This window comes from Thermoanaerobacterium aotearoense (assembly GCF_009905255.1).
Taxonomy (GTDB): Bacteria; Bacillota; Thermoanaerobacteria; order Thermoanaerobacterales; family Thermoanaerobacteraceae; genus Thermoanaerobacterium; species Thermoanaerobacterium aotearoense.
In genome coordinates this window covers 2091424-2117221 of record NZ_CP047602.1, presented here as the reverse complement: position 1 = coordinate 2117221, position 25798 = coordinate 2091424, and the positions used below count along the sequence as shown (strand labels likewise).

Below are 25798 nucleotides of genomic sequence, written 5' to 3'. Positions count from 1 at the left end.
AATCTAATATTGTGGCACTATAACCATTATTTTTGTGTATGTTAGATATTATATTGAATTTAGCACAAAAATTCAAAATTAGGAGAATAGATGTGAAAAAGTTTTGTATTCTTCTGATGTGCATTATCATTCTTATAAGTGGGTGCAAATTTAATTCAGTGACATCAAGTGGAAAGTATATTGAAAACAAAAAAAGTGCAGTTGTAGAGAAAAACACTGAAAGTACAGAAAATGTAGGAGCCTTTAAATTATATTTAGAGGCTGAAGATAATGCAGCTGTTACGGGCAATGTAAAAAAAGAAAATAGTATAAAAGGATATTCAGGCAGTGGCTATCTAGATGGCTTAAAAAATGATGGTGATGCAATTAGTTTTAATGTTCGTATACCGAAGGACGATTTTTATGATATAGATTTTATTAGTGCAAGTTATGATGGTTATAAAGAGAATAATGTGTATTTAGATGGCGATTTGATTGGAGTATCAAAGGTTACTGGTACTGAATTTCAGGATTCTGTGCTAAAAAGAATATTTTTAAGGGCAAGTAAGCATGTTATAAAAATGACAAAAAACTGGGGGTGGATTAGACTGGATGCTTTGAAAATAACTAAATCTAAAAAATTTGATGAAGGTATTTATAAAGTATCAAATAAACTGGTAGATCCTAAAGCTACTGAAAGTAGTAGAAAACTGATGCAGTACTTAGTAGATATGTATGGCAAAAAGATTATATCAGGACAATATGCAGACAAAGGAATAAATAGCCCAGAATTTCAAGCTATTATGCAGGCAACAGGAAAGATGCCAGCAATACTAGGATTAGACTTTATAGACTATACACCATCGAGAGTAGCTAACGGTACAGTTGGAAAATCTGTTGACTATGCAATAGAATTTAATAAATTAGGCGGAATAGTAACATTTTGCTGGCATTGGAACGCGCCAGAGCCTTATTTATACAATACTGAAAGTGAACCTTGGTGGAAAGGATTTTATACAGAAGGAACAAATATAAATTTGGAAGCCATAATGGATGGAAGAGATAAAAAAGGATATGAATTATTGTTACAAGACATAGATGTAATAGCTAAGCAATTGAAAAGATTGCAGGATGCTGATATTCCAGTATTGTGGCGGCCACTTCATGAGGCCAGCGGAGGTTGGTTTTGGTGGGGTGCATGTGGGCCGGATGCTTATATTAAGCTATATAGACTTCTTTTTGATCGTCTTACAATCGTTTATGGTATACATAATTTGATATGGGTGTGGAATGGTCAAGACCCTAAATGGTATCCAGGTGATCAGTATGTAGACATTATAGGTATAGATATTTACCCAGGAGAAAGAGTCTATAATTCCCAGTCTGCTAAGTTTAATGAAATATTGGAATGGACTAAGTCTAAGAAAATAATAGCCATGTCTGAAAACGGGTGTCTATTTGATCCTGATTTAACTTTTAGAGATGATGCTAAATGGTCATATTTTGGTACATGGTCAGGGGAATTCGTTACTTTAAATAATACAAATACATTATCAGAAAAATACACAGAAAAATATATGTTTCAAAAAGTGTACAATAACGATAAAGTTATAACATTAGATGAATTGCCAAATTTAAAAATATATGTCGACAATAAATGAGCATGCAGAGGCGGTTTTTATGAACTGCCTCTTTTAAGTTCTGGATTTATGATTTTCTCAAAGGTATAATATAAAAGAAAAAAATTTTATGGTGATGAAATAGTTATGAAAATTAAAGAAGACTTTGTAAACAAGATGAGATTTCTGTTAAAAGATGATTTTGAGAAGTTTATGAATGAATATGAAAACGAGCCATATAAAGCACTTAGGGTCAATACTCTAAAGATTTCGGTTGAAGAGTTTGTAGAAATATCTCCATTTAATTTATCTCAAGTGCCATGGTGTGATTCTGGTTTTTACTATTCTAGCGATGATAAACCAGGGAAGCACTATTACCATCACGCTGGTATGTATTATATTCAAGAGCCAAGCGCTATGGCTGTAGTAGAAGTGTTAGACCCTGTACCTGGAGATTTCGTCTTAGATTTAAGTGCTGCACCGGGAGGCAAATCTACACACATAGCTTCAAAGCTCAATGGGGAAGGTTTATTAGTATCAAATGAGATAAATTCCAAAAGGGTAAAAGTTCTTGCAGAAAATATCGAGAGAATGGGCATTAGAAATACCGTAATTTTAAATGAATCGCCTGAAAGATTGGAAAAAAACTTTGTTGATTTTTTTGATAAAATACTTGTTGATGCTCCGTGTTCAGGTGAAGGCATGTTTAGAAAAGACGAAGCAGCTATAGACGAATGGTCTTTGGAAAATGTATTAAGCTGCTCACTTAGACAGAAAAAGATATTAAATAGTGCAGCAAACATGCTGAAGCCAGGTGGAATAATGGTATATTCAACATGCACTTTTTCTCCTGAAGAGAATGAAGGTGTAATAGATCATTTTTTAAAAAATCACAATAATTTTGAATTAATAGAAATTTATAATTATGAAGGATTTGATAATGGTCATCCTGAATGGGTCAATGGATGTAGCGATTTAAGAAAATGTGCCAGGCTTTGGCCACATTTATTAAAGGGAGAAGGACATTTTATAGCTAAATTGAGGAAGAAAGGAAGTTTTAACGAATGCGATAAAGTAAATAAGAAGCTAAACATAAAAAAAACTGCAGCAAAAGATCTTTTTTATGATTTTGGGAGAAAACACCTTAATCTATATTTATATGAGCTAAACTTGCAGCAAATAGGTCAGCATGTATACCATGTTCCATACGAAATAAATTTGTCAGGTTTGAGGGTCTTTAAGCCAGGATTTGACTTGGGACAATTAAAAAAAGAAAGATTTGAGCCGTCCCATTGGCTGGCCATGTCTTTAAAAAAGGACGATGTGAAGATGTTTTACGATTTAAAAGGTAAAGAAATAGAGTCGTACATTCATGGCGAAACATTAAATGTTGAAATTGACGATGGATGGGTACTTTTAACGATAGATGGTTATTCGATAGGCTGGGGAAAAGCTGTAAAAGGAGTGATAAAGAATTTTTATCCCAAATCTTTAAGAAAATAAAAAAATTATTTTGGTATAAGGTGATGCATATAACTTTGCATCATCTTTTTTTGTGAATATGATTGTCTGTGATTTTGAGTTTTTTATTTTTGATGAGAAAAAATAATGCGAAATTGGGAATAATAATTTTGTAAGTATTTTGGGATAAAGGAGATGTGTTTTTCTTGGAGTTGACTACTTTTTTACACATGCTAATTGGAGCATTGTTTACGCTTTTCCTGCTTATGATTTATGATAAATTAAAAAGTAAAAATAATTATTATGAAGAAGCTAATTTACATGATATTTTATTAAACCACGATGAGCTCAAAAAACACGCCCAAGAATTAGCACAAAACCACTATATAATAAAAGACACTAAGCTAAATTACATGCTTATACCTCGCATGAATAAAAGCTATAGTTACATAAAATCAGTTTACAAAAATATCAACATGGCAGAAAGGACGCAGTCGATATCGCAAGATGCAGAATGGCTTTTAGACAATTTTTACATAATCGAAGAACAAGTTAAAGAAATCAGGAAGAGCCTATCAAAAGGTTATTATTCGGGGCTTCCTGGACTTAAAAATAGCATATTGAAAGGCTATCCGAGAGTATATGCTATTGCCATGGAGTTAGTATCACATACGGATGGCAGAATTGATGAAGACACAATTATAGATTTCATCAATGCATATCAATCGAAGTCACTTCTGTCAAGTGGGGAATTATGGGCGCTTGGGTTAATGATAAGAATTGCTTTAATAGAAAATATAAAAAGGAGTTCTGAAAAAATAACTATAACGCAGAAGCAGTGGAGCAAAGCAGATGAGGTCGCAAATATAATATTTTCAAACAAAAATATGACATTTGATGATATTAAAAAATTAATACATGACAAAGTTTTGACTGTTGGGAAGATTCCTACGTCTTTTTTTGAAAGGTTGCTTCAAAGGATAAGGATGGAAGGCGATGACACAACAGTAATTGTGCAGTACATTGATAGAATCCTCCAAGAATACGATACTAATATTGCAGATATTGTTGAACTAGATCATCAGATATTAGCTGCGAGACAAGTTTCAATTGGTAACGCAATAACAAGCCTTAAATATGTCTCAACGTTAGATTGGTCGCAAGTTTTTGAGAAGCTTAGCAATGTAGAACAGATTTTGCGGCAGGATCCTGATGGTACGTATGAAATGATGGATTTTGAATCTAGAGATTATTACAGACATCAAATTGAGGAAATAGCCAAAAGGTATAAAACATCGGAGACGTTTGTTGCAAGAAAGGCCTTGGAGTGTGCAAGGGAAGTTTTAAATGATAATAATAAACCGGAATACATAAATCATGTAGGATTTTATATAATAGGCAAAGGCAGAAGCATACTGGAAAGCAAGATAGGGCATAAGAAAAATTCTGTAAAAGTAAGTCGTGTTGTAAAAAGACACATGGCAATCTTTTATATAACATCTATTGTGGCCTTGACGTTTTTTGCGTCCGCTGCTTTATGGGCTTTGCTAATACTAAATGGCTTGATGATTGTATACGCATTTATCTTGGCAGCTATTTCGATAATTCCTATAAGTGAGTTTGTTGTTCAGGCAGTAAATTGGACTATAATACATGTAAAGAAGCCTACGGTAATACCAAAAATTGAGTTAAAAAATGGTATACCTAAAGAAGCTGCTACAATGGTTATAGTTCCTGTACTTTTGACAAGTGTAAAAAGAGTTAAGGAACTTTTAGCGCAATTAGAAGTAACATATATTTCAAATAAAGAGGACAATCTTTATTTTGCTATTGTAGGAGATTTTAAAGATACAAACAAAGAAAAATTGGAAGATGACGAAGAAATAGTGAATACTGCTCTTCGTGGTATAAGAGAACTTAATGAAAAATATGGTGGAGGAAAAGACATATTTTTCTACTTTCACAGAAAACGCGTGTATTGTCAGACACAAAATGCTTATATGGGCTGGGAGAGAAAAAGAGGTGCTATAGTAGAGCTTAATGAACTATTAATGGGTTCAAAAGATACCAGCTTCTACATAAAAAGTGCCAATATTGAGGACCTGCCAACAATCAAATACGTTATAACACTTGATGCAGACACGAATTTGATAATGGATACTGCAAAACGGCTTATCGGAACAATGATGCATCCATTAAACAAAGCAGTTGTCGATGGTGAGAAAAATGTGGTAGTTGAAGGATATGGGCTTTTGCAACCGAGAATAGGAGTGGATATTTTGTCTTCGTCATCCACCGTATTTTCTTCTGTTTTTGCAGGCAATGGTGGCATTGACCCATACACAACTGCTGTATCTGATGTTTACCAAGATCTATTTGGGGAAGGTATTTTTACTGGAAAAGGTATTTACGATGTAGAAGTATTTAGAACTATACTTAAAGATTTAATACCTGATAATTCTGTCTTAAGCCATGACCTTTTAGAAGGTTCTTTCGTCAGGACAGGACTTGTGACGGACATACTGCTTATCGACGGTTTTCCGTCAAAGTACAATTCATATATGATGAGGATGCACAGGTGGGTTAGAGGTGATTGGCAGCTTTTGCCGTATCTTTCAAGAAAAATTAAGACGAGACAAGGCAACTATGTTGAAAATCCTCTTTCAACCATCTCCAAGTGGAAGATAATAGATAATTTAAGGAGGAGCCTTGTTGCTCCATTTGCTTTGGTTTTGCTACTTGCAAGCAACCTTATGCCTTCTAAAAGCATCATCATGTACGGGGTGGTGATTTTAGCCTTATTTGAACCATTTATAGCGGCGGCAATTGATGCAATGCTGGGCAAAGCGAAAGAAATGAATAGCCGCAGCAGTTCGTTTGCAAACAGCTTAAAAACCACATTTTACGCAAGTTTATTGCAGTTTGCGTTTTTGCCTTATCAAGGCTATTTAATGGTAGATGCAGTAGTTAGGACTGTTTATAGAGTTTATGTATCAAGGAAAAATCTATTAGAATGGGTTACTGCAGCTGACATGGAAAGGCAGCTTAAAAATGATTTTACCAGTTTCTTAAAAAGAATGTGGGTATCTATTCCTGTTGGTGCCATTTTAATTTTGATGAGTCTGTACTTTAAACTGGATATGTTGCCTTACTCCATTTTAATTTCTCTAATATGGTTTGCATCACCGTACATTGCTTATCGAATAAGCAGTCCTATCGTTGAGCATGAATTTGTTATGGAAGAAAATGATGTTAAAGAGTTAAGGAAACTGTCCAGAAAAATTTGGAGGTATTTTGAGGATTTTGTGACAGAAAATGATAATTATCTGCCTCCTGATAATTTTCAGATAGATCCGTATGCAGGTATTGCCAGAAGGACTTCGCCTACTAACATAGGCTTATACTTGGCTTCGACAATATCAGCGAGAGACTTTGGGTATATCACTACTACAGAAATGGTTGATAGAATCGGAAATACGGTTAGCACTATTGAAAAAATGGAGAAGTGGCACGGTCATCTTTACAACTGGTACAAGACAGACGATTTAGAGCCATTAAAGCCGTACTATATCTCTACGGTGGATAGCGGAAATCTTGTTGGATACATGATAGCACTTAAAGAAGGGCTTAAAAAAGTGCCGGATATGCCATTGATTGAAAAATTGTCATCAGGTTTGTCAGATTTAATTGAGATCGTAAATGATGAATTAAAAAGTAAAAAGATAAAATATGAGATGATTGAAGGAGATTACACCATTAAAGACTGGCATAGAAGCTTGGACCAACTTAGAGATAGTTTAAGCAATATCAAATTTAATGATGATGATGGATGGTATATGAAAATTGTTGAAACCATTGATTCGTTTATAAAAGAATTGGATGAGCTTGTGCCAATTTATGATTACGACGAATATGAACAAATATTTAAATCAAACAAAGATATTACGCTAGATAATTTGAAGGCAATGTATGAAAAAATCTTAGAAATGCCGTCATCTAATAGAGAAAAGTTTATAAAGCCTTATGAAAATGTCAAGCATTTGATAGGAAAAGTAGAGAATTTGATAAATAGATTAAATAGTCTCATAGAGAAAACAGAGTTTAGACCGTTATTTGATGAGAAAAGACAGCTTTTTTCAATAGGTTACAATATTGAAGATGAAAAATTGACCAAATCATATTACGATTTATTTGCTTCTGAAGCAAGACAAGCTAGTTTTATAGCCATAGCAAAGAAGGAAGTTGATGCAAAGCATTGGTTTAGAATGGGAAGGATGGTGACAGGGGAAAATGCCCACAGAGGGTTAATTTCGTGGTCCGGTACAATGTTTGAATATTTTATGCCGCTTTTGGTAATGAAAAATTTCAAAAATACTATTTTGGACCAAACATACAAGTTTGTTGTAATGATGCAAAAAAAGTATGCAAAGAAATACGATATTCCATGGGGAATATCTGAGTCAGGTTTTTACTCATTTGATATTAAACTTAATTATCAGTACAAAGCCTTTGGTGTTCCTTGGCTTGGACTTAAGAGAGGATTGTCCCGGGATGTTGTCATAGCGCCTTATGGTACGATTCTGGCTCTTAGGATAGATCCGAAATCTGTTGTTGAAAATATTAAAAGGTTGAAAGAGCTTGGCGTGGAAGGTAAGTATGGGCTTTATGAGGCTGTTGACTTTACTCCAGAGAGAATTCCTTACGGGAAAAAATATGCTATAGTCAAAAGCTTTATGTCTCACCATTTAGGCATGAGCATGCTTGCTCTAAACAATTTTATGAATAAGAATGTGATGCAAGAAAGATTTCATTCAGATCCATATATAAAATCTGTTGAAATATTGTTGCAGGAGAAAGTACCGAACGGTCCAATGCTTCTTAAGGAAGAAGTAGAAGCTCAAAAGGAATTTGATGAGCAGAAGAAAGAAGAAGTTAAGGCTGTAAGGGTTATAGAAAAGATAGATGGTATCCTTCCTCAGGTGCATATTTTATCAAACGGAGATTATTCTGTTGTTTTGACAGATAGAGGGACAGGCTACAGCAAAAAAGAAGGAATAAACATAACCAGGTGGAAAAACATCTTAGATGAAATTCATGGGACATTTATATTTATCCAAAATGTAAACTCTAATACCACTTGGTCTACAACTTATGCTCCGTTTTTTACAAAAGATGAAAAATATAGGGTTGTGTTTAAGCAGGATATGGCTAAATTTATTAAGAAAGTTGGGAACATAGATACAGAAACGGAGGTCATTGTATCACCTGAAGATGATGTTGAGATAAGGCGCGTGACATTAAAAAATCACAGTGAGCATCATAGGGTGTTAGAAGTTACAAGCTATTTTGAGCCGGTCTTAAGTGACATTAATGCAGATATTGCACATCCTGCTTTTAACAAACTATTTATTAAAACGGAGATTTTATTTGACAGCGATATGATAATTGCTAATAGAAGGCCTAGAGATTTAAAGAAGCCGTATTTATGGGTTGCTCATGCTGTATACGTCGATGGCGGTGAGATAGTAGGCGACACCCAATTTGAGACAGACAGGGCTAAATTCATTGGCAGAGGACGGACATTGAGGAATCCTGCCGCTTTAGAGACAGATAGACCATTGTCAAATTCAGATGGTTCTGTTCTGGATCCTATCATGTCATTGCGAAAAAGGATTAAGTTAGACCCAAATCAGGCTGCGAAAGTTGTATACATCACGGCTGTAGCAGAGTCAAAGGCAGAAGCTGTGAAATTGGCAAACAAGTACAAAAATGCCGGTGCAACGGAAAGAGCATTTGAAATGTCAGTATCCAGAGGCAAAGTTGAATTAGATTACTTGAACCTTAAATCAGACGAGTTAGGGCTTTTCCAAAAGATGCTTCCGCATATATTGTTTTCAAGTCCGGTAAGGATGGTAAAAAAAGATACAATATTGAAAAACCAAAAAGGACAATCTGGGCTGTGGGCATACGGAATATCCGGAGATATACCGATAGTCCTTTTAGAAATATGCAAAAAAGAGGAATTGCCCGTATTAAAGCAGCTTCTTAAGGCGCATGAGTATTGGAGGATGAAAGGATTATATGTAGATTTAGTGATTTTAAATAATGACAAAGGTGGATATATTGATGCATTAGGGGACAAAATCAAAGACGTAATAAATGGAAGTTTTGCATACAACATAATGGGGCAGTTCGGCGGAGTATTTTTAGTTAACAGAGGTAATTTAAAGGAAGAAGATTACATCTTGTTAAATACAGTTGCAAAATTATCTCTTACTGCTGATATGCCTATTGAAAAGCAACTTGAATATGATGAGGTGGAGAACAATAAAAAAGCCAAATTGCCACATATAGATAAAAACAATATGAAAAAAGCATATCCGGTTCCACTTAGAGAGAATCTGCAATTGCATTACAGCAATGGATATGGTGGATTTTCTTTAGATGGACATAAATACGTTATAAATTTAGATGACGACAAGGTGACCCCTATGCCTTGGATAAATGTTGTATCTAACTATAAATTTGGATTTCAAGTTTCAGAATCAGGAAGTGGTTTTACATGGGCAGAGAACAGCAGAGAATATAAAATTACGCCATGGTCAAACGACCCTGTTCTGGACGAAGGTGGGGAAATTCTGTACTTAAGAGATGATTTAACAGGTGAATATTGGACAATAACACCAAAGCCATTAAGAGACAAAGGGCAATATATAGTTGAGCATGGATTTGGATATTCTTTGTTTAAACATGGATGTTCAGGGATTAACCATGAAATGTTAGAGTTTGTGCCTATGAACGATACCGTTAAGATATCGCTTGTAAAATTAAAAAACATAAGTGGCGAGAAAAGAAGGTTAAGTTTGTATTACTTTATAAAACCTGTATTAGGCGTTTCAGAAAGCATAACATCCCCTTATGTGGTTACAGAGATGAATGAAGAAATCGATGGGCTCTTAATAAAAAATGTGTACAACGAAGATTTTAAGGACAGGATTTCATTTGTAAGCTCATCTGTCAGAGTTCAATCGTACACTGGGAACTTGTCGGAATTTCTGGGACTGGATTTTGACACTAAACGACCTGAAGCATTAAAAATGGAATCGCTATCGAATAATGTAGGAATTAGTTTAAGCCCATGTGCTACAATTCAAGTCATTGTCGAATTAGAAGAAAATGAGGAAAAAGAGCTGGCATTTTTACTGGGAACTGGCGTGTCTGTAGATGATGTCAGACGCATTGTAAGTTATTACAAAAATATTAATAATGTGAAGGAAGCACTAAGTTACGTCGATACATTCTGGAATAACTTCGTCGGAACAATAAATGTAATGACACCTGACAAATCTTTAGATTTGCTTTTGAATGGTTGGCTATTGTATCAGACTATATCATGCAGAATATGGGCCAGATCCGCATTTTATCAGTCAGGTGGTGCATACGGATTTAGAGACCAACTACAAGATACGATGAATGTGGTGTACGTTGCGCCAGAGCTTACGAGAGCTCAAATATTAAACGCCTGCGCACATCAGTTTAAAGAAGGAGACGTACTTCACTGGTGGCATCCCGTGACTGACAAAGGAATACGTACGAAATACTCAGATGACCTTTTATGGTTGCCGTACGCTGTAGCGGATTATGTTACTGTAACGGGTGATACAAAAATACTAGATATACAAATTCCGTTTTTAAATGAAGAACCATTAAAAGACGACGAAGATGAAAGGTATGGCAAACCCGAAGTATCAGACGAAACTGCCACAGTTTATGAACACTGTATAAGAGCCATAGAACATTCACTGAAATTTGGACAACATGGAATACCGCTAATGGGGTCAGGTGATTGGAATGATGGCATGAATATGGTAGGCAACAAAGGAAAAGGTGAAAGCGTGTGGCTTGGTTGGTTTATGCATGTCACACTAAAGAAATTTTCTAAGATATGCATTGAGAAAAATGACTATGAAAGAAGTGAAAATTATGAAAGGGTTGCCAGTGATATAATAAAATCGATTGAAGAGTACGGATGGGATGGAAGCTGGTATAGAAGGGCATATTTTGATAATGGCATCCCACTTGGGTCAAGCCAGAATAACGAGTGCAAGATAGATTCGATAGCACAATCATGGGCTGCAATTTCGGGAGCAGCCAAATGGGATAGAGTGAGAGAAGCACTTGATGCCCTTGAAAATTACTTGATTGACTATGATAATGCCATAATTAAGCTTCTATCACCGCCATTTGATAAAGGGGATTTGAATCCAGGTTATATCAAAGGGTATGTGCCTGGAGTAAGAGAAAATGGAGGGCAGTACACACATGCAGCGATATGGGCTATAATGGCCTATGCAATGATTGGCGATGGCGACAAGGCTTATAGGCTTTACTCTATGATAAATCCTATAAACCATACAAGGACGCCTATAGAAAACTCCAAGTACAAAGTAGAGCCATATGTAATGGCAGCCGATGTATATGCTGTAGAGCCAAATACAGGACGAGGAGGCTGGACTTGGTATACAGGTTCGTCAGGATGGATGTACAGAGTTGGCATCGAGCATATTTTAGGGTTTAGGAAAGAAGGGGATGAGATTATCATCAATCCATGCGTTCCAAAAGATTGGGCAAAATACAAGATAGAGTACACGTACAAAAATAGCACGAAATATGTAATTGAAGTAGAAAATCCCGAAAGAGTCAACAGAGGCGTACGTGAAATCTCTATTGATGGGAATACAATTGGTGATAACAAAATCATCTTAAAAGATGACGGGCAAATCCATCATGTTCTTGTGGTTATGGGAACAAAAGTATCTGTCAAAGCATAAAGAAATCAGCAGATGAAGTCTATCTGCTGATTTTTCTTCGTATTAGGTAAATATGATTGACTTTTTGTAATACTTGTTATATTATATATATAACAGATATTACAGTGGAGGTGAAGGCAGACATTGCTGTTAAAGATAGAATTTGAGTCAGATGTTCCTATATATACTCAGATTAAAAATCAAATAATAGAAGGAATAGCTTTAGGCATACTCAAAGAAGGCGATGAGATGCCATCAATACGGCAGTTGGCAAGTGATTTTGGCATAAACTTTCATACAGTGAAAAAGGCTTACGATCTTTTGAAAGATGAAGGATTTTTAAATGTTCACAGAAGGAAAGGTTACGTCGTAACTAAAAACGCTTTTGCCGATGATAATTTTATAGAGAAATTGGAGAAAGATCTTCAGCCAATATTAGCAAATGCGTATTCCAGAGGAATGATGCAAGATGAAATATTGAAGATATGTGAAAATATATTGCATAAATTCAAAAACAAAGAATAGGAGGTCTTTTAAGTGAAGGGATTGTATTTTATCAATCTTTTGATGCCATATTTCATATTAATCATAATGGGCGTCATTACGCCGTTTATTACTCGAAAAACTATTGTATTTGGAGTGCATGTTCCTAAAGATTTTTTGAAGGATAAGGAAATTCAGAGGATTAAAACCGTATATATAATAAATTTTTTAACTGTAAGCTTAATCTTTTTGATTCTTGTCGTCATCAAGATGAGAAATATAAATTTTGCTGTTGGCGGTATTTTTGTTGAAGTAATCATAATGTTTGCAATGTATATGAAAGCCCACCATGAAATAGCTGCATTGAAATCTAAAAGAGAGTGGAGCAAGGGGAAAAAAGAAGTAGCAGTTGTAGACATAGATTTTAGAAAGGAAAAGATAGTTGTATCGCCTTTATGGTTTTTATTGCCTGCAGCAATAGTAATTTTAACATTAGCTGTGGGCATCTATATGTATCCAAAGATACCGCAAAGAATACCTGTGCATTTTAATTTTCGCGGTGAAGCCGATTCGTTTGCAGACAAGTCAATTTTGTCAGTATTTTCAGTATGCATAGTACAGACAGTTATGACAGCTTTGATGTTTTTTTCATATAAAATGATTGAATTAGCTAAACAGCAGATAGATCCTTCAGATCCAGAAATTTCGAAGGAAAAGAACTTAAGGTTTAGGAGAATATGGTCAGGCTTCGTTGTGTTTACATCTATCTTAATTAACACTATGTTGATGGTAACAGCATTTATTATGTACGGAGTAGGTAAGAGTTGGCAAAATATTATGGCTGTGTCTTCACTGGTACTGTCATTGATCATATTGATTATTGTAATAGTCTTATCTATAAAGACGGGTCAGGGAGGTGAAAGAATAAAAATAGGCAAAGAAAATGATAAGTTGACATCAGTTGACAGAGATGATGATAAATATTGGAAGGGAGGTCTTATTTATTACAATCCAGATGATCCAGCATTGTTTGTGGAAAAGCGGTTTGGCGTAGGTTGGACATTCAATTTTGCAAGGCCAACAGCGTGGTTATTTATATTATTTGTTATATTGATAATTTTAGTGATAGCATTAATAAAATGATTTACAATTTGTTCCATATGAAACAATTTATAGATTATGCTTAAAATTAATAAAAAATTTATGTTATGATTCTTGAAAATAACAAATATTAGGTTAATATTAGAATTGAAGATATGTAAAGAAAGGGGATGCAATAATATGGATGCATCGGCAATTTCAATTCTAAGCACAGTTTTTATGGTTGTGTTTGCCATTGAAGCTATCTGGTGGATTGTATGGATGGCGATAGCAGCATCAAGAAAGATCATGGCAAATTTCTACTTCATGCTTGTGACATTCATAATTTGGTGTGCAATTGATGTATATACAGTCATAAATATTAACGCTAATTTTGCGGTAATTGGTGTTGTATTGGTCATTGTACCTTTTATCATACTGCCTGGCATGGTGAAAATAATTACGGAGTACCAAAGGGGAGTTCTGTTTCGATTTGGAAAATTGTCTGGACTTTTAGGACCTGGGTTTAATGTTATATTTCCATTTGGGATAGATAGAGTAATAAAAGTAGATTTAAGGACTTTTACAATTGATGTTGCAAAGCAGGAAGTCATTACAAAAGACAATGTTCCTGTAAATGTTGATGCTGTTGTTTACTTTAATGTGTTTGATCCTATATTAGCTATCACGAAAGTTGCAAATTACACTCAAAGCACTACACTCCTTGGGCAAACAATATTGCGCTCAATACTTGGTCAGCATGAACTTGATGAAATGCTGGCAAAGAGAGCAGAGCTTAACGAAAAGCTTAGAGAATTGTTGGATGAAGCTACGGATCCTTGGGGAATCAAGGTTACGGCAGTTGAAATAAAGAGCATTGAGCTTCCTGACACAATGAAAAGAGCTATGGCAAAACAGGCGGAGGCAGAAAGGGAGAGACGGGCGAAAGTCATTTTTGCGGATGGCGAGTTTCAAGCATCTCAAAAACTTAAAGAAGCTGCCGCTGTCATATCCACAGAGCCTGCGGCATTGCAGTTGAGATACCTTCAGACACTTCCTGAAATAGCTGCTGAAAAAAATTCTACTATATTGTTCCCTATACCAATAGAGCTTTTTAATGTTTTTACGAAACTTGTTGAGGATAAGAAGGAAAAGCAATAAATATGATGATAAAGCGGAATCTCGAGAGAGGTTCTGCTTTGTTTATTTATTAAAGCATATAATATTATTGGAACTAATTTAGTGAAACGAAGGGATATTATGGTCATTAACGTTATGACATACAATATTCATGGTGGAAAGGATATAGAAGGAAATTTGACATTGTACGGGATTTCTAATTTGATAAAAGAAGCAGGTGTTGACGTTATCGGCTTGCAGGAGATTGACGTGTTTTTAAAGCGTTCATATTTTTTAAATGAGATTAAGTATCTGGCAAACAGACTTAAGATGCATTATGTTTTTGGACCGAATTTAAGAATGGGGTTTGGATCGTTTGGCAATGGAATACTTTCCAGGTACCCTATTGTAAAGAAAAAGAATTATCACATTTACTCAATGGGTGAAAGAAGGGGTGTATTGACAGCACTGATACAGCTAAACGAAAACAAAAAAATATGGTTTTTGACTACTCACTTAGGACTTAATCGTAAAGAGAGATTGACGCAGTCACAGGAAATATTGAAGATCGTTTCGAATTTGGAATATCCGGTAATTATGACTGGGGATTTTAATGAGACACCTGGAGAAGAAGCTTATTCCACCATAAGCAGAGTGCTTAAAGATGCTGCAAATGCTCAAAATTCCGCTTTTCACACTTATGTAGATGGTTGTGAAAATGTCAGAATAGATTATATAATGCATTCAAAAGGTGTGTGGGCTGAATCAATAAAGGCCATTGACTCTACTTTATCAGATCATTTACCGGTAGTAGCTTCTTTAAGGTGTGATTTTTGAAAATGTACTTGACACATAGACAAAAATAAATTATTATTTAAATAACAAGTTATTACTTTATCACTTTACAAAGATAAAGTAAAGTAATAGAAGAGGTGCTTTGATGAAGAATCTACCTGATGGAGTACAGGATTTTTTGCCTGATGAGTTGAGGTTCAAGCGAAATATAGAAAATATATTGAGAAATACATTTGAATTATCCGGGTATGAAGAGATAATGCCGCCTACATTTGAGTACATTGACAACTTTTCCGTCACATCGGGAATTTTTTTCGACGAAAACAATATTTACAGGTTTTTTGATAAAAAGGGAGATCTTCTGGCATTAAGGCCTGATGTTACGACACAAGTGGCGAGAATAGCATCTACAAAGTACCATGAATATCCGCTTAAATTTTCCTACATTGCTAATGTTTTTAGATATGATAATCCACAAGTAGGCAGGATGAGGGAATTTACGCAGGCAGGGATAGAGCTTATAGGGAGAAATCATGAGTATTCTGACGCAGAGTGTATATCTGTTGCGGTTGAAGCTCTTAAAAACATTGGGATAAAAGATTTTAAAGTAGATATTGGTCAAGCAGAATTCTTTAAATCGATACTTTGTGAGTTGAGGCTAACTAAGGAGGAAGAAGACATTCTAAAAGGGCTTCTTAAAGACAAGAATCAGTCAGAGATCGAATATTTTTTAAAATACAATAATATTACAGGGCGTAACTATGAATTGGTAGTTAATTTGCCACTTTTCTTTGGGGGCATAGATGTCGTAGAAGACGCTAAGCGCGTATATGGATTTGAAAGTGCCATGAAAGCTTTAAGCTATCTTGAGAGAGTTTATGATATTTTGAAAGATTTTGGCATGGATAGTTACATTACATTTGATTTAGGCATGGTTCAAAGTATCGATTACTACACTGGGCTAATATTTAGAGTATTTGTAAAAGACCTTGGTTATGCAATTTGCGCAGGCGGCAGATATGACAACTTGTTGAAAAATTACGGCAAAGATTTGCCGGCTACTGGTTTTGCCATAAGCGTTGAAAGAGCCATGTTAGCAGTTCAAAGCCAAAGCGGCATAACCACTAAAAGGCCTAAGAGGGTGGCAGTGGTTTTTGATGAAAGAAACAGAAAAGCTGCATATGATATTGCAGGGAGATTGAGGAAGCAAGGAAATATAGCTGAACTTGTAAATATTGACAACAGTGAATATGCTAACAGAGAGAAATTTGATGAGATTATCAAGGCAGGTGTGCAAGATGGATAGCATAACAGTAGCGCTGCCTAAAGGGAGATTGGCAGAAAAATCTTTTGAAGTATTTGCATCATGTGGCATAACTACAAACATTCAAAATGAAATATCGAGAAAACTATTTATATACGATAATGAAAATAATCTTAATTTTATACTTGTAAAGCCATCTGATGTGCCAACTTATGTAGAACATGGTGCTGCAGATCTGGGCGTTTGCGGAAAAGATGTGCTTTTGGAATTGAAAAGAGACTGTTACGAGGTTCTTGATTTAGGATTTGGCAGATGCAAAATGGTCGTTGCAGGCCCTTTAAATAAGAAAGATAATTTTTTAAGCAACAAGAGGGTTGCGACGAAATTCCCAGCTATAGCTGAAGAATTTTACAAAAAAAAAGGAGAAAATGTGGAGATCATAAAATTAAATGGTTCTGTAGAATTGGCTCCATTAGTAGGGCTATCTGAAGTTATAGTGGATATTGTAGAGACTGGCACAACTTTAAAGGAAAATGGCCTTACAGTGTATGAAGAGATATTTTCTTCCAGTGCAAGGCTTATCGTAAATAAAGCCAGCATGAAGACAAAAAGTGAAAGGGTAAAGGAAATAATATACAAATTAAAAAGCGCTGTAGAAAGCGATATGTTTAAGGCTTAGTATTGATTTAAAGGAGCTGGTGATAGTGATAGAAATTTACGATTTTAGAAGCTCAATTGATTACAAAGTCATAGAAAAGTTGACTAATAGATCAAAATTAGAAGATAAAAGGATAGATGACATAGTCTATGAAATAATTCAAAATGTTAAGATGAATAAAGATAAGGCTTTATTTGACTACACATTGAAATACGATGGCGTTGAAATAGATGAGAGCACCATAATGGTATCACAAGAAGAAATAGATGATGCTTACAGCAAAGTAGATGGCGATTTTTTATCGTCTTTGAGGAAAGCCATAAAAAATATTGAAGATTATCACAAAAATCAAAAGCAAAAGACGTGGATGGATTTTAAAGATGGTATAGTGTACGGTCAGAAAATCAGACCTTTAGAAAGAGTAGGTATTTATGTGCCTGGTGGAACTGCTTCTTATCCATCTTCTGTCATTATGAACAGCATTCCGGCAAAAATTGCTGGAGTCGAGGAGATTATTATGGTTACACCCATAAAGGTGGGGATAAGTCCATTTGTGTTGGTTGCTGCTAATGAAGTGGGAATTAAAAAAATATATAAAATCGGTGGAGCTCAGGCAATTGCTGCATTGGCATTTGGAACAAAATCTGTGCCAAAGGTGGATAAAATAGTCGGACCAGGAAATATATTTGTTGCGATAGCTAAGAAAGCCGTTTATGGATTTGTAGACATCGACATGGTGGCAGGACCAAGTGAAGTCTTAATATTGGCAGATGAAAGTGGTAATCCTTGTTATCTTGCGGCAGATCTTTTGTCTCAAGCAGAGCACGATGTTATGGCATCTGCGGTTTTAATCACTACTTCGATTGAGGTTGCAGAAGGTGTAAAGATGGAGATAGAAAGGCAAATTCAGTACCTTGAAAGAAAGGAAATAATAGAAAAATCGATAAATGATTATGGAGCTATAATCGTCGTTAATGACTTAGATGTGGCATTAAGCATAGCAAATGAAATAGCACCTGAGCACTTAGAACTTGTTTTAGAAAATTCATTTGAAATGATAGGAAAAGTAAAAAATGCAGGGGCGGTTTTCTTGGGAGAAAATTCGCCAGAACCTTTAGGAGACTATATGGCAGGTCCTAACCATGTGTTGCCTACCAGTGGAACATCAAAGTTTTTTTCGCCGCTTTCCGTTGACGATTTCGTTAAAAAGATGAGCATTCTCTACTACGATAGAAAATCGCTGATGAAGGTAGCAGATGACATAGTAAGGCTTGCAGAATCAGAAGGTCTTACTGCCCATGCTAATTCTATAAAAGTGAGGTACAAATAATGATATACGATTTGATTAGGGATGAGATAAAGAATTTTAAGAATTACGAAGTCACCACAATAGAATGTATGTATAAAATGGACGCAAATGAGACTCCTTTTGGCCTTCCTGAAGCTACTATGAATAATCTCCAGGAAATAGTAAAAAATGCGAATGTCAATAGGTATCCAGACCCTGTAAGTTTAAAATTGAGGGATAAATTAGCGGAATACTGTGGCACATCCAGAGAAAACATCTTTGTAGGAAATGGGTCTGATGAGATAATTCACATTTTGATGAATGCATTTGTCTCAAAGAATGATTGTGTCGTATACCCAGTACCATCTTTTAGCATGTACAAAGTGTATTCTCAAATAGCTGGTGCAAGAAATGTAGAAGTGGCTTTGAAAGATGATTACAGTTACAATGTCGATGAAATCATAAATGCAATAAATAGATTTAAGCCCAAGATGGTCATTCTATGCAATCCCAACAATCCCACAGGCACTACATTGGATAGAGACGACATAGTAAAAATACTGGAAGTCAATGATGGAATTACAGTTGTTGATGAGGCTTACTATGAGTTTTTTGGAGAGACAGTGGTTGATTTGATCGGGAAATATGAAAGGCTTACTGTTTTAAGAACCCTTTCAAAGGCGTATGGCCTTGCAGGGCTGAGAGTTGGATATGCGGTATCAAATTCTGATATGGTTAGTTGCCTTAATATGGTCAAATCGCCCTACAATGTAAACAGCATATCGCAAGCAATTGCATTAAGTGTGCTAGAAGAAGTACGAGTTGATGAAAAAGTTGATTACATCAAAAATGAAAGAAAGTTTTTACAAGACGGATTGAAGGAAATAGGCGATCTAAAAGTGTACGATTCGAAAGCTAATTTTCTGCTTATAGAATTTGACGATGCTGATTATGTTTATAATAAACTATTAGAAAAAGGTATACTTGTTAGAAATTTTTCGGGAGACAAAAATCTCTCTAATACACTTCGCGTGACGATTGGAACGAGAGAGGCAAATAGCTATTTTTTAAAATGCCTTAAGGAGATATTAATATGAGAGAAGCAGAAATTAGAAGAAAAACAAATGAAACAGATGTATATGTGAAAATAAACATTGATGGGAAAGGAATTTCATCAATTGATACTGGAATAGGCTTTTTAGATCATATGTTAACCCTCTTTTCAAAACATGGCCTTTTCGATTTGCAAGTTGTTGCAAAAGGGGATTTGCAAGTTGATACGCATCATACTGTTGAAGATGTAGGCATAACGCTGGGACAGGCTCTCTTAAAAGCTTTAAGCGACAAGACGTCGATTAAGCGTTATGGTGTTTCATACGTTCCTATGGACGAGGCACTTTTAAGAACGGTGGTTGACATAAGTGGAAGGCCATATCTTTACTACAAATTGAGGATTGACTCCACCTCGCTTGGGAACTTTGAAACAGAAACCGTAGAAGATTTTTTTAGAGCATTTGCATTTAATTCTTTGATTACGCTTCATGTAGAAATGCTGCATGGCAGAAACACACATCATATAATAGAAGGTGCTTTCAAATCGTTAGGACGTGCATTAGATGAAGCAACGAAAATAGATGATAGAGTGGATGGAGTACCATCAACGAAAGGTTCATTATAATTAAGGCGGTGTTTAAATGATAGGCATTGTAGATTATGGAATGGGGAATTTAAGAAGTGTAGAAAAAGCATTCCAATTTATGGGATATAATGCAAAAATCATTGATGATTTAAAAGACATCAAAGATGCTGCAGCACTGGTATTGCCTGGGGTAGGAGCTTTTCCTGATGCTATGGAGATATTGAATAAAAGAGGAATTTCGAATGCAATTAAAAAAGAAGTGCAAAAAGGAAAGATGCTATTAGGTATATGCCTTGGCATGCAACTTTTGTTTGATAGAAGCTTTGAGGTTAGAGAGACTGAAGGATTGCACATTTTAAAAGGTGAAATAGATGTGATTAAGACAGATTTAAAAGTTCCACATATAGGTTGGAATTCTCTTATCATAAAAAAGGATAATCAGCTTTTAAATGGGGTAAGGGATGGAGACAGTGTATACTTTGTTCATTCATATTATCTTTCAAATGGGGATTCAAATGATATATGCGCTACAGTTGATTATGGAATTTCAATACCTGCCGTTGTATGTAAAGACAATGTATTTTCTTGCCAATTTCATCCTGAAAAAAGCGGTGATGTTGGACTTAGAATATTAAAGAATTTTGCTGAAATGATATGATTTTGTGTTTTTGGAGGGATTTGATGCTTATTATACCTGCTATAGATATAATAGATGGTAAATGTGTGAGACTTACAATGGGCGATTATGAGAAAAGCACAGTGTACTATGAAAAGCCTGATGATGCAGCAAAGGCTTGGAGGGATCATGGTGCTAAAAGAATTCATGTGGTGGATTTAGAAGGGGCGAAGGAAGGACGCCTTGTAAATTTGCCGTCTATAGAGAAAATAAGAAAAGTATTTGACAAAGAAATAGAAGTCGGTGGCGGAATAAGAAACATTGAAACTGTTTCAGAACTTTTTAATGTAGGTGTTGATTACATTATTTTAGGTAGTGTAGCAGTACATGATAGGCGATTGCTTTTAGAGATTACTAAAAAATATAAAGATAAAATCATTGTAGGAATTGATGCAAAAGACGGATATGTTGCTACGAAGGGATGGCTTGAAAAAAGCCACATAAAAGACGATGAACTCGCAAAAGAGATTAAAGATATGGGTCTTAGTACAGTCATATACACAGACATTAAGAAAGACGGAATGATGAAGGGGCCTAATTTTGGTGCAATAAGAAATATTGTCAATACACAGTTAAATGTCATTGCTTCTGGAGGCATTGCCACTTTAGATGACATACAGAGACTAAAAGACATTGGAGTATTTGGGGCTATAATAGGCAAAGCTCTTTATACAGGCAGAATAAGTTTAAAGGACGCATTGGAGGTCTTATAATGATTTCAAAGAGGATTATACCTTGTCTTGATGTAAAAGATGGGCGAGTCGTTAAAGGTGTGAATTTTGTAAATTTAAAAGATGCCGGAGATCCTGTAGATATAGCGGAGGAATACAATAAGGCTGGTGCTGATGAGTTAGTCTTTTTAGATATTACAGCGTCTTATGAAAAGCGAGATATAATGATAGATGTTGTTAAGAGAACATCGGAGAAAGTATTCATACCCCTTACTGTAGGTGGAGGAATAAGGACTGTAGATGATTTCAGGCGGATACTGAAGGCAGGCGCTGATAAAATTTCAATAAATTCTGAGGCAGTTAAGAATCCAGATCTTATAAAAGATGCTGCAAAGAAGTTTGGCAGCCAATGCGTCGTTGTTGCAATAGATGCCAAGAGAAAAAGTGATGGCAAAGGCTTTGATGTGTATATAAATGGAGGACGTGTCAATACAGGGTACGATGTATTAGAATGGGCTAAAAAGGTAGAAAGCTTGGGAGCTGGTGAGATTTTGCTTACAAGCATGGATGCAGATGGGACGAAAAACGGCTATGACATTGAATTGACGCGAATGGTGGCTGAAAATGTAAGGATACCTGTTATAGCATCAGGCGGTGCAGGTTGCAAAGAACACTTTAAAGAAGTTTTTTTAGAGGCAAAAGCCGATGCGGCATTGGCAGCTTCCCTATTTCACTATGGAGAGCTTGAGATAAATAGCCTTAAAAGCTATCTTAAAGATAATAGTATACCAGTCAGGATGATTTGATGGAAAGGATCGTGCTTATGTACATTGATGAATTGAAATTTGATGACAATGGGTTGATACCTGCCATTGTTCAAGACTACAAGACAAAAGAAATTCTTATGATGGCTTACATGAACAGAGAAAGCCTTGAGAAAAGTTTAGAAACTAAGGAGACGTATTTTTTCTCAAGAAGCAGGCAGTGCTTATGGCATAAAGGCGAGACATCCGGCAATATTCAACATATCAAGTCTATCAAATACGATTGCGATGGTGATACGATACTCATAGAAGTTGAAGCAGATGGACCTGCTTGCCATACAGGCAATAGAAGCTGCTTTTACAGAAGCATTTTAGATCTTTCAGAGGATGAAAATAAATCAATTTTAGATAATCTCTACAGAAGGATCGAAGTTAGAAAAGAAAAACCTGTAGATGGGTCTTATACAAATTACCTTTTTTCCAAAGGATTGAATAAGATTTTGAAAAAGATCGGAGAGGAAAATGCGGAGATATTGATCGCATCAAAAGAAGGTGACAAGGAAGAGATAATATACGAAATAGCTGATTATGTTTATCACCTATTGGTTTTAATGGTGGAAAAAGAAATAAGCCTTGAAGATGTGTATGATGAACTTTCAAGAAGGTATTACAAAACAAATGAATTTAAAGAACAACACAAAGTGAGAAAAGAGACAAAATAAAAGAGGCACGCAAACTTCAATTAAGTAGCTTGCGGTGCCTCTTTATTTTCGATTTTGTACACATTCCAAGGAATCTTGTCTATCAGTTTGTTTTTGTATATTGAATCAGCGCCCATAAATATATAATTCAAATTTTGCGTATTTGAAATGTTAATTTTAATCCAAATTACATTTTTGCCGAAGATCGGATTTGAAATTGGAACATTGTAGAGGGAATTTTTAGCCTTTTTGTATTCGTAAAGTTTTCCACCTACCAGTCCTATATCTATTCTTTTGATATCGTCTTTGTAAAATAGCCTCATTTCCAGGTGATAAGCCACTTTTTTTGATATAGGTGCCAATGACTTCATTCCTACGTATAGGCCATTTCCTTTATAGTAGAATGATGCCATCTCAGTGAGATCTGCACTTCTGTATATCTCTTGGTTTAATACGCCTCCTGCAGGAACTTTAAACAATGTATATGGCATTTCCGGCTGATTTAAGTTTGGCAACGTGCTGACATCCTTTATATTTATTACAGGTTTTGTGCCAAAAAGCTCGTTTTGCCTTACAAACCCCATTAAAAATGGCTCCATCACAGCAATTTGCGACTTGTATTTCTTAAGTGCGATTTCCTTCTTCTGGATTTCGCTTTGCGTCAATTTGAATACTTGCCATTTTGTATTGCTGTCAGCCATATCAACAGGTGGAAGAAGCGGTTTGTTTGGCTCTAAAAGCCATGGGACGGGCCATTGTGGATGATGAATCAGAAACATATGCTCTCGTACATTTAAGTTCATGGCTACTATGGCATATCTTACAAAATTGCTTACAGCCCAATGATCAGGGTGCACGTCATCTGCCATTGGATAATAAATATCTGTAGGATTGAAAGATTTTATGATTTCTTGTATGCAATTTTCAAGATTGTTTCCTGTATAGGCTATGCCCGGTTTATACACATTTTTATACGGAGAAAATGCAGATTTTGTACCGCCACTGATTCTTGGAATGTTATTGTCCCAAAAATCGCTCCACAAAAAACGGGTGCTGCCATCAGCAAAGCCAAGAAATACCACATCGCTTTTTGGAAGGCCAAGTTCTGACATTGCGGCTATGCTTTCACTTTGCCTTTGAAGGCCAAGCTTATAAAAATCTGATGGTGATGGATTTACATGACCAGTAAGTACAGCAGCAGCCTTCTTGTAGCTATCCCCATTTGTAACTATTACCACTTTTACTGGAATGTTTTGGCTTACTGCTCGCTGTATGACTCCTGCCATTCCTAAAGATTCATCATCAGGGTGTGGTACAATTACAAGTATCCGCTGTCCGGGATTTTTAAATTCCGGCTCCGGTTTTTTTTCCGTAAGATTTGCGAAGGTGGTCTTTAAATTCATAACATATGATACCAATAGCAATAATACAATTATAGTAATTATTATATATTTCTTCATCTTCATCGCTGCACACCTCCAATTATGTCATAATTGTAGCATATATTTATTAATAATTTGTTAAAAAATTGAGATTTTATGTGATAATTTTTTTTGTAATGTATAACCATAAGCGTAAAATATTATTTGAGAAAAAATTTTTAGGAGGCATTGGCATGATAGTTGATTTTCATTGTGACACGCTGTACTTAGCTGAAAAATACGGAAGAGATATGACGATAAAAAATACTGAGGGGCATATTGATTTGATTAGATTAGAAAAAGGATTGGTACATTTTCAGGTTTTTGCCACTTTTGTCGAACCAGAGTTTATGAAAAAAGATGCTGCAGCAAAAACGTTAAAGATGATTGATAAATTGTATCAAGCCATAGAAAAAAGCGATAAAATCAGATTGATTTTAAATGGTGATGATATTGATAAAGCAAAAGATGAAGGCAAAATAGCAGCATTACTGTCAATAGAAGGTGGCGAAGCCATAGAAGGAGATTTGTCACTTTTAAGGATGTTTTACAGGTTGGGCGTGAGAGCCATGACGCTTACTTGGAGCCTTAGAAATGACATAGGTGATGGCGTATTAGGATGCAAAGATTGCGGCATTACGCAATTCGGCGAAAGTGTCGTAAAAGAAATGAACAGATTAGGCATGATTGTAGATGTATCGCATCTAAATGAAAGAGGTTTTTGGGATGTTGTAGATTTGTGTGATAAGCCATTTATAGCATCCCATTCTGACTGTAAAGTTCTTTGCAATCATCCGAGAAATCTAAGTGATAAGCAGATAAAGGCTATTGCTGATAAAAATGGCGTCATAGGGATTAATTTTTGCCCTGATTTCTTGAAAGAAGATGGCAATGCCACGATAGAAGATGTGCTTGACCATGTGGAATATATAGCGAAATTGGTAGGTGCAGAGTATGTAGGATTTGGCTCAGATTTTGACGGCATAGAAAAAACACCTGTTGGGCTTCATGATGCATCGTGTTTTCCGCAGTTGATTCAAGGACTTAAAAAAAGAGGCTTTAATGACGATGAAATAGATTTGATCTCACATGGCAATTTTGAAAGAATAATAAAAGAAATCTTACATTGATTATTTTTCTAATAAAAAATAGCCCCGATGATTTAATTGGGGCTTGCATATGTTAAAGGGGGAGTCATTGTTTTGACCAAGAATACATTATACATATAATTCAAATAAAAATCAAGAGGCTATTAAAAAATTATTTGCACCATCAAATTAATACAGATAAGTAAATTTTCTGAAGATTATATTTTAGTGTCAACTTTTATACTTTTTTGTTGAACAATTTAGTTTCAATAATTATAATAA

General features: G+C 35.4%; 18 protein-coding genes. 17 read left to right on the top strand and 1 reads right to left on the bottom strand.

What is annotated here, in order from left to right:
- Positions 1-92: 92 nt before the first annotated feature.
- The 16 genes from GSH73_RS10480 (at position 93) to hisIE (ending at position 23028) form a co-directional block, all read left to right on the top strand.
- Entirely contained in the window at positions 93-1640 is a 1548-nt protein-coding gene (locus GSH73_RS10480; protein WP_014758061.1) for a glycosyl hydrolase, read from the top strand.
- A gap of 99 nt (positions 1641-1739) precedes the next feature.
- Positions 1740-3101: an RsmF rRNA methyltransferase first C-terminal domain-containing protein gene (locus tag GSH73_RS10475; protein WP_038070048.1), complete on the top strand. Its 1362-nt coding sequence runs from the start codon at positions 1740-1742 to the stop codon at positions 3099-3101.
- 188 nt (positions 3102-3289) lie between these two features.
- On the top strand, positions 3290-11890 hold the full coding sequence (locus tag GSH73_RS10470; RefSeq protein WP_432416195.1) for a glycoside hydrolase family 94 protein: 8601 nt from the start codon (positions 3290-3292) through the stop codon (positions 11888-11890).
- Positions 11891-12013: 123 nt separating this feature from the next.
- Positions 12014-12394 (top strand): GntR family transcriptional regulator, encoded by a 381-nt coding sequence (locus GSH73_RS10465; protein ID WP_014758064.1) that lies wholly within the window; start codon positions 12014-12016, stop codon positions 12392-12394.
- Positions 12395-12406: 12 nt separating this feature from the next.
- Entirely contained in the window at positions 12407-13495 is a 1089-nt protein-coding gene (locus tag GSH73_RS10460; protein WP_014758065.1) for a DUF1648 domain-containing protein, read from the top strand.
- A 138-nt stretch (positions 13496-13633) separates the two neighbouring features.
- Positions 13634-14593: a slipin family protein gene (locus GSH73_RS10455; RefSeq protein ID WP_014758066.1), complete on the top strand. Its 960-nt coding sequence runs from the start codon at positions 13634-13636 to the stop codon at positions 14591-14593.
- Between the two features lie 99 nt (positions 14594-14692).
- Positions 14693-15388 (top strand): endonuclease/exonuclease/phosphatase family protein, encoded by a 696-nt coding sequence (locus tag GSH73_RS10450; protein WP_014758067.1) that lies wholly within the window; start codon positions 14693-14695, stop codon positions 15386-15388.
- A 103-nt stretch (positions 15389-15491) separates the two neighbouring features.
- Positions 15492-16652, top strand: a complete 1161-nt coding sequence (gene hisZ / locus GSH73_RS10445; RefSeq protein WP_014758068.1) for an ATP phosphoribosyltransferase regulatory subunit — start codon at positions 15492-15494, stop codon at positions 16650-16652.
- Positions 16645-17289: an ATP phosphoribosyltransferase gene (hisG, locus tag GSH73_RS10440; protein ID WP_038070044.1), complete on the top strand. Its 645-nt coding sequence runs from the start codon at positions 16645-16647 to the stop codon at positions 17287-17289. Before hisZ ends, hisG begins: the two co-directional genes overlap by 8 nt.
- Positions 17290-17314: 25 nt before the next feature.
- The gene (hisD, locus tag GSH73_RS10435; protein ID WP_014758069.1) at positions 17315-18598 is read left to right on the top strand and encodes a histidinol dehydrogenase; all 1284 of its coding nucleotides are present in this window, start codon (positions 17315-17317) and stop codon (positions 18596-18598) included.
- On the top strand, positions 18598-19653 hold the full coding sequence (gene hisC, locus GSH73_RS10430; protein ID WP_014758070.1) for a histidinol-phosphate transaminase: 1056 nt from the start codon (positions 18598-18600) through the stop codon (positions 19651-19653). The genes hisD and hisC overlap by 1 nt, the downstream gene beginning before the upstream one ends.
- On the top strand, positions 19650-20234 hold the full coding sequence (gene hisB, locus GSH73_RS10425) for an imidazoleglycerol-phosphate dehydratase HisB (protein ID WP_014758071.1): 585 nt from the start codon (positions 19650-19652) through the stop codon (positions 20232-20234). Before hisC ends, hisB begins: the two co-directional genes overlap by 4 nt.
- 16 nt (positions 20235-20250) lie before the next feature.
- Positions 20251-20853, top strand: coding sequence for an imidazole glycerol phosphate synthase subunit HisH (hisH, locus tag GSH73_RS10420; RefSeq protein ID WP_014758072.1), 603 nt, complete (start codon positions 20251-20253; stop codon positions 20851-20853).
- Positions 20854-20876: 23 nt separating this feature from the next.
- Entirely contained in the window at positions 20877-21584 is a 708-nt protein-coding gene (gene hisA / locus GSH73_RS10415) for a 1-(5-phosphoribosyl)-5-[(5-phosphoribosylamino)methylideneamino]imidazole-4-carboxamide isomerase (protein ID WP_014758073.1), read from the top strand.
- Positions 21584-22348, top strand: coding sequence for an imidazole glycerol phosphate synthase subunit HisF (gene hisF / locus GSH73_RS10410; protein ID WP_014758074.1), 765 nt, complete (start codon positions 21584-21586; stop codon positions 22346-22348). The genes hisA and hisF overlap by 1 nt, the downstream gene beginning before the upstream one ends.
- The gene (gene hisIE, locus GSH73_RS10405) at positions 22348-23028 is read left to right on the top strand and encodes a bifunctional phosphoribosyl-AMP cyclohydrolase/phosphoribosyl-ATP diphosphatase HisIE (RefSeq protein WP_014758075.1); all 681 of its coding nucleotides are present in this window, start codon (positions 22348-22350) and stop codon (positions 23026-23028) included. The genes hisF and hisIE overlap by 1 nt, the downstream gene beginning before the upstream one ends.
- 20 nt (positions 23029-23048) lie before the next feature.
- Here hisIE and GSH73_RS10400 read toward each other — a convergent pair whose 3' ends face one another.
- Entirely contained in the window at positions 23049-24473 is a 1425-nt protein-coding gene (locus GSH73_RS10400; protein ID WP_014758076.1) for a PIG-L deacetylase family protein, read from the bottom strand.
- A gap of 149 nt (positions 24474-24622) precedes the next feature.
- Here GSH73_RS10400 and GSH73_RS10395 point away from each other — a divergent pair, with 149 nt between their 5' ends.
- Positions 24623-25558, top strand: coding sequence for a dipeptidase (locus GSH73_RS10395; RefSeq protein ID WP_014758077.1), 936 nt, complete (start codon positions 24623-24625; stop codon positions 25556-25558).
- The last annotated feature ends 240 nt before the right edge of the window (positions 25559-25798 follow it).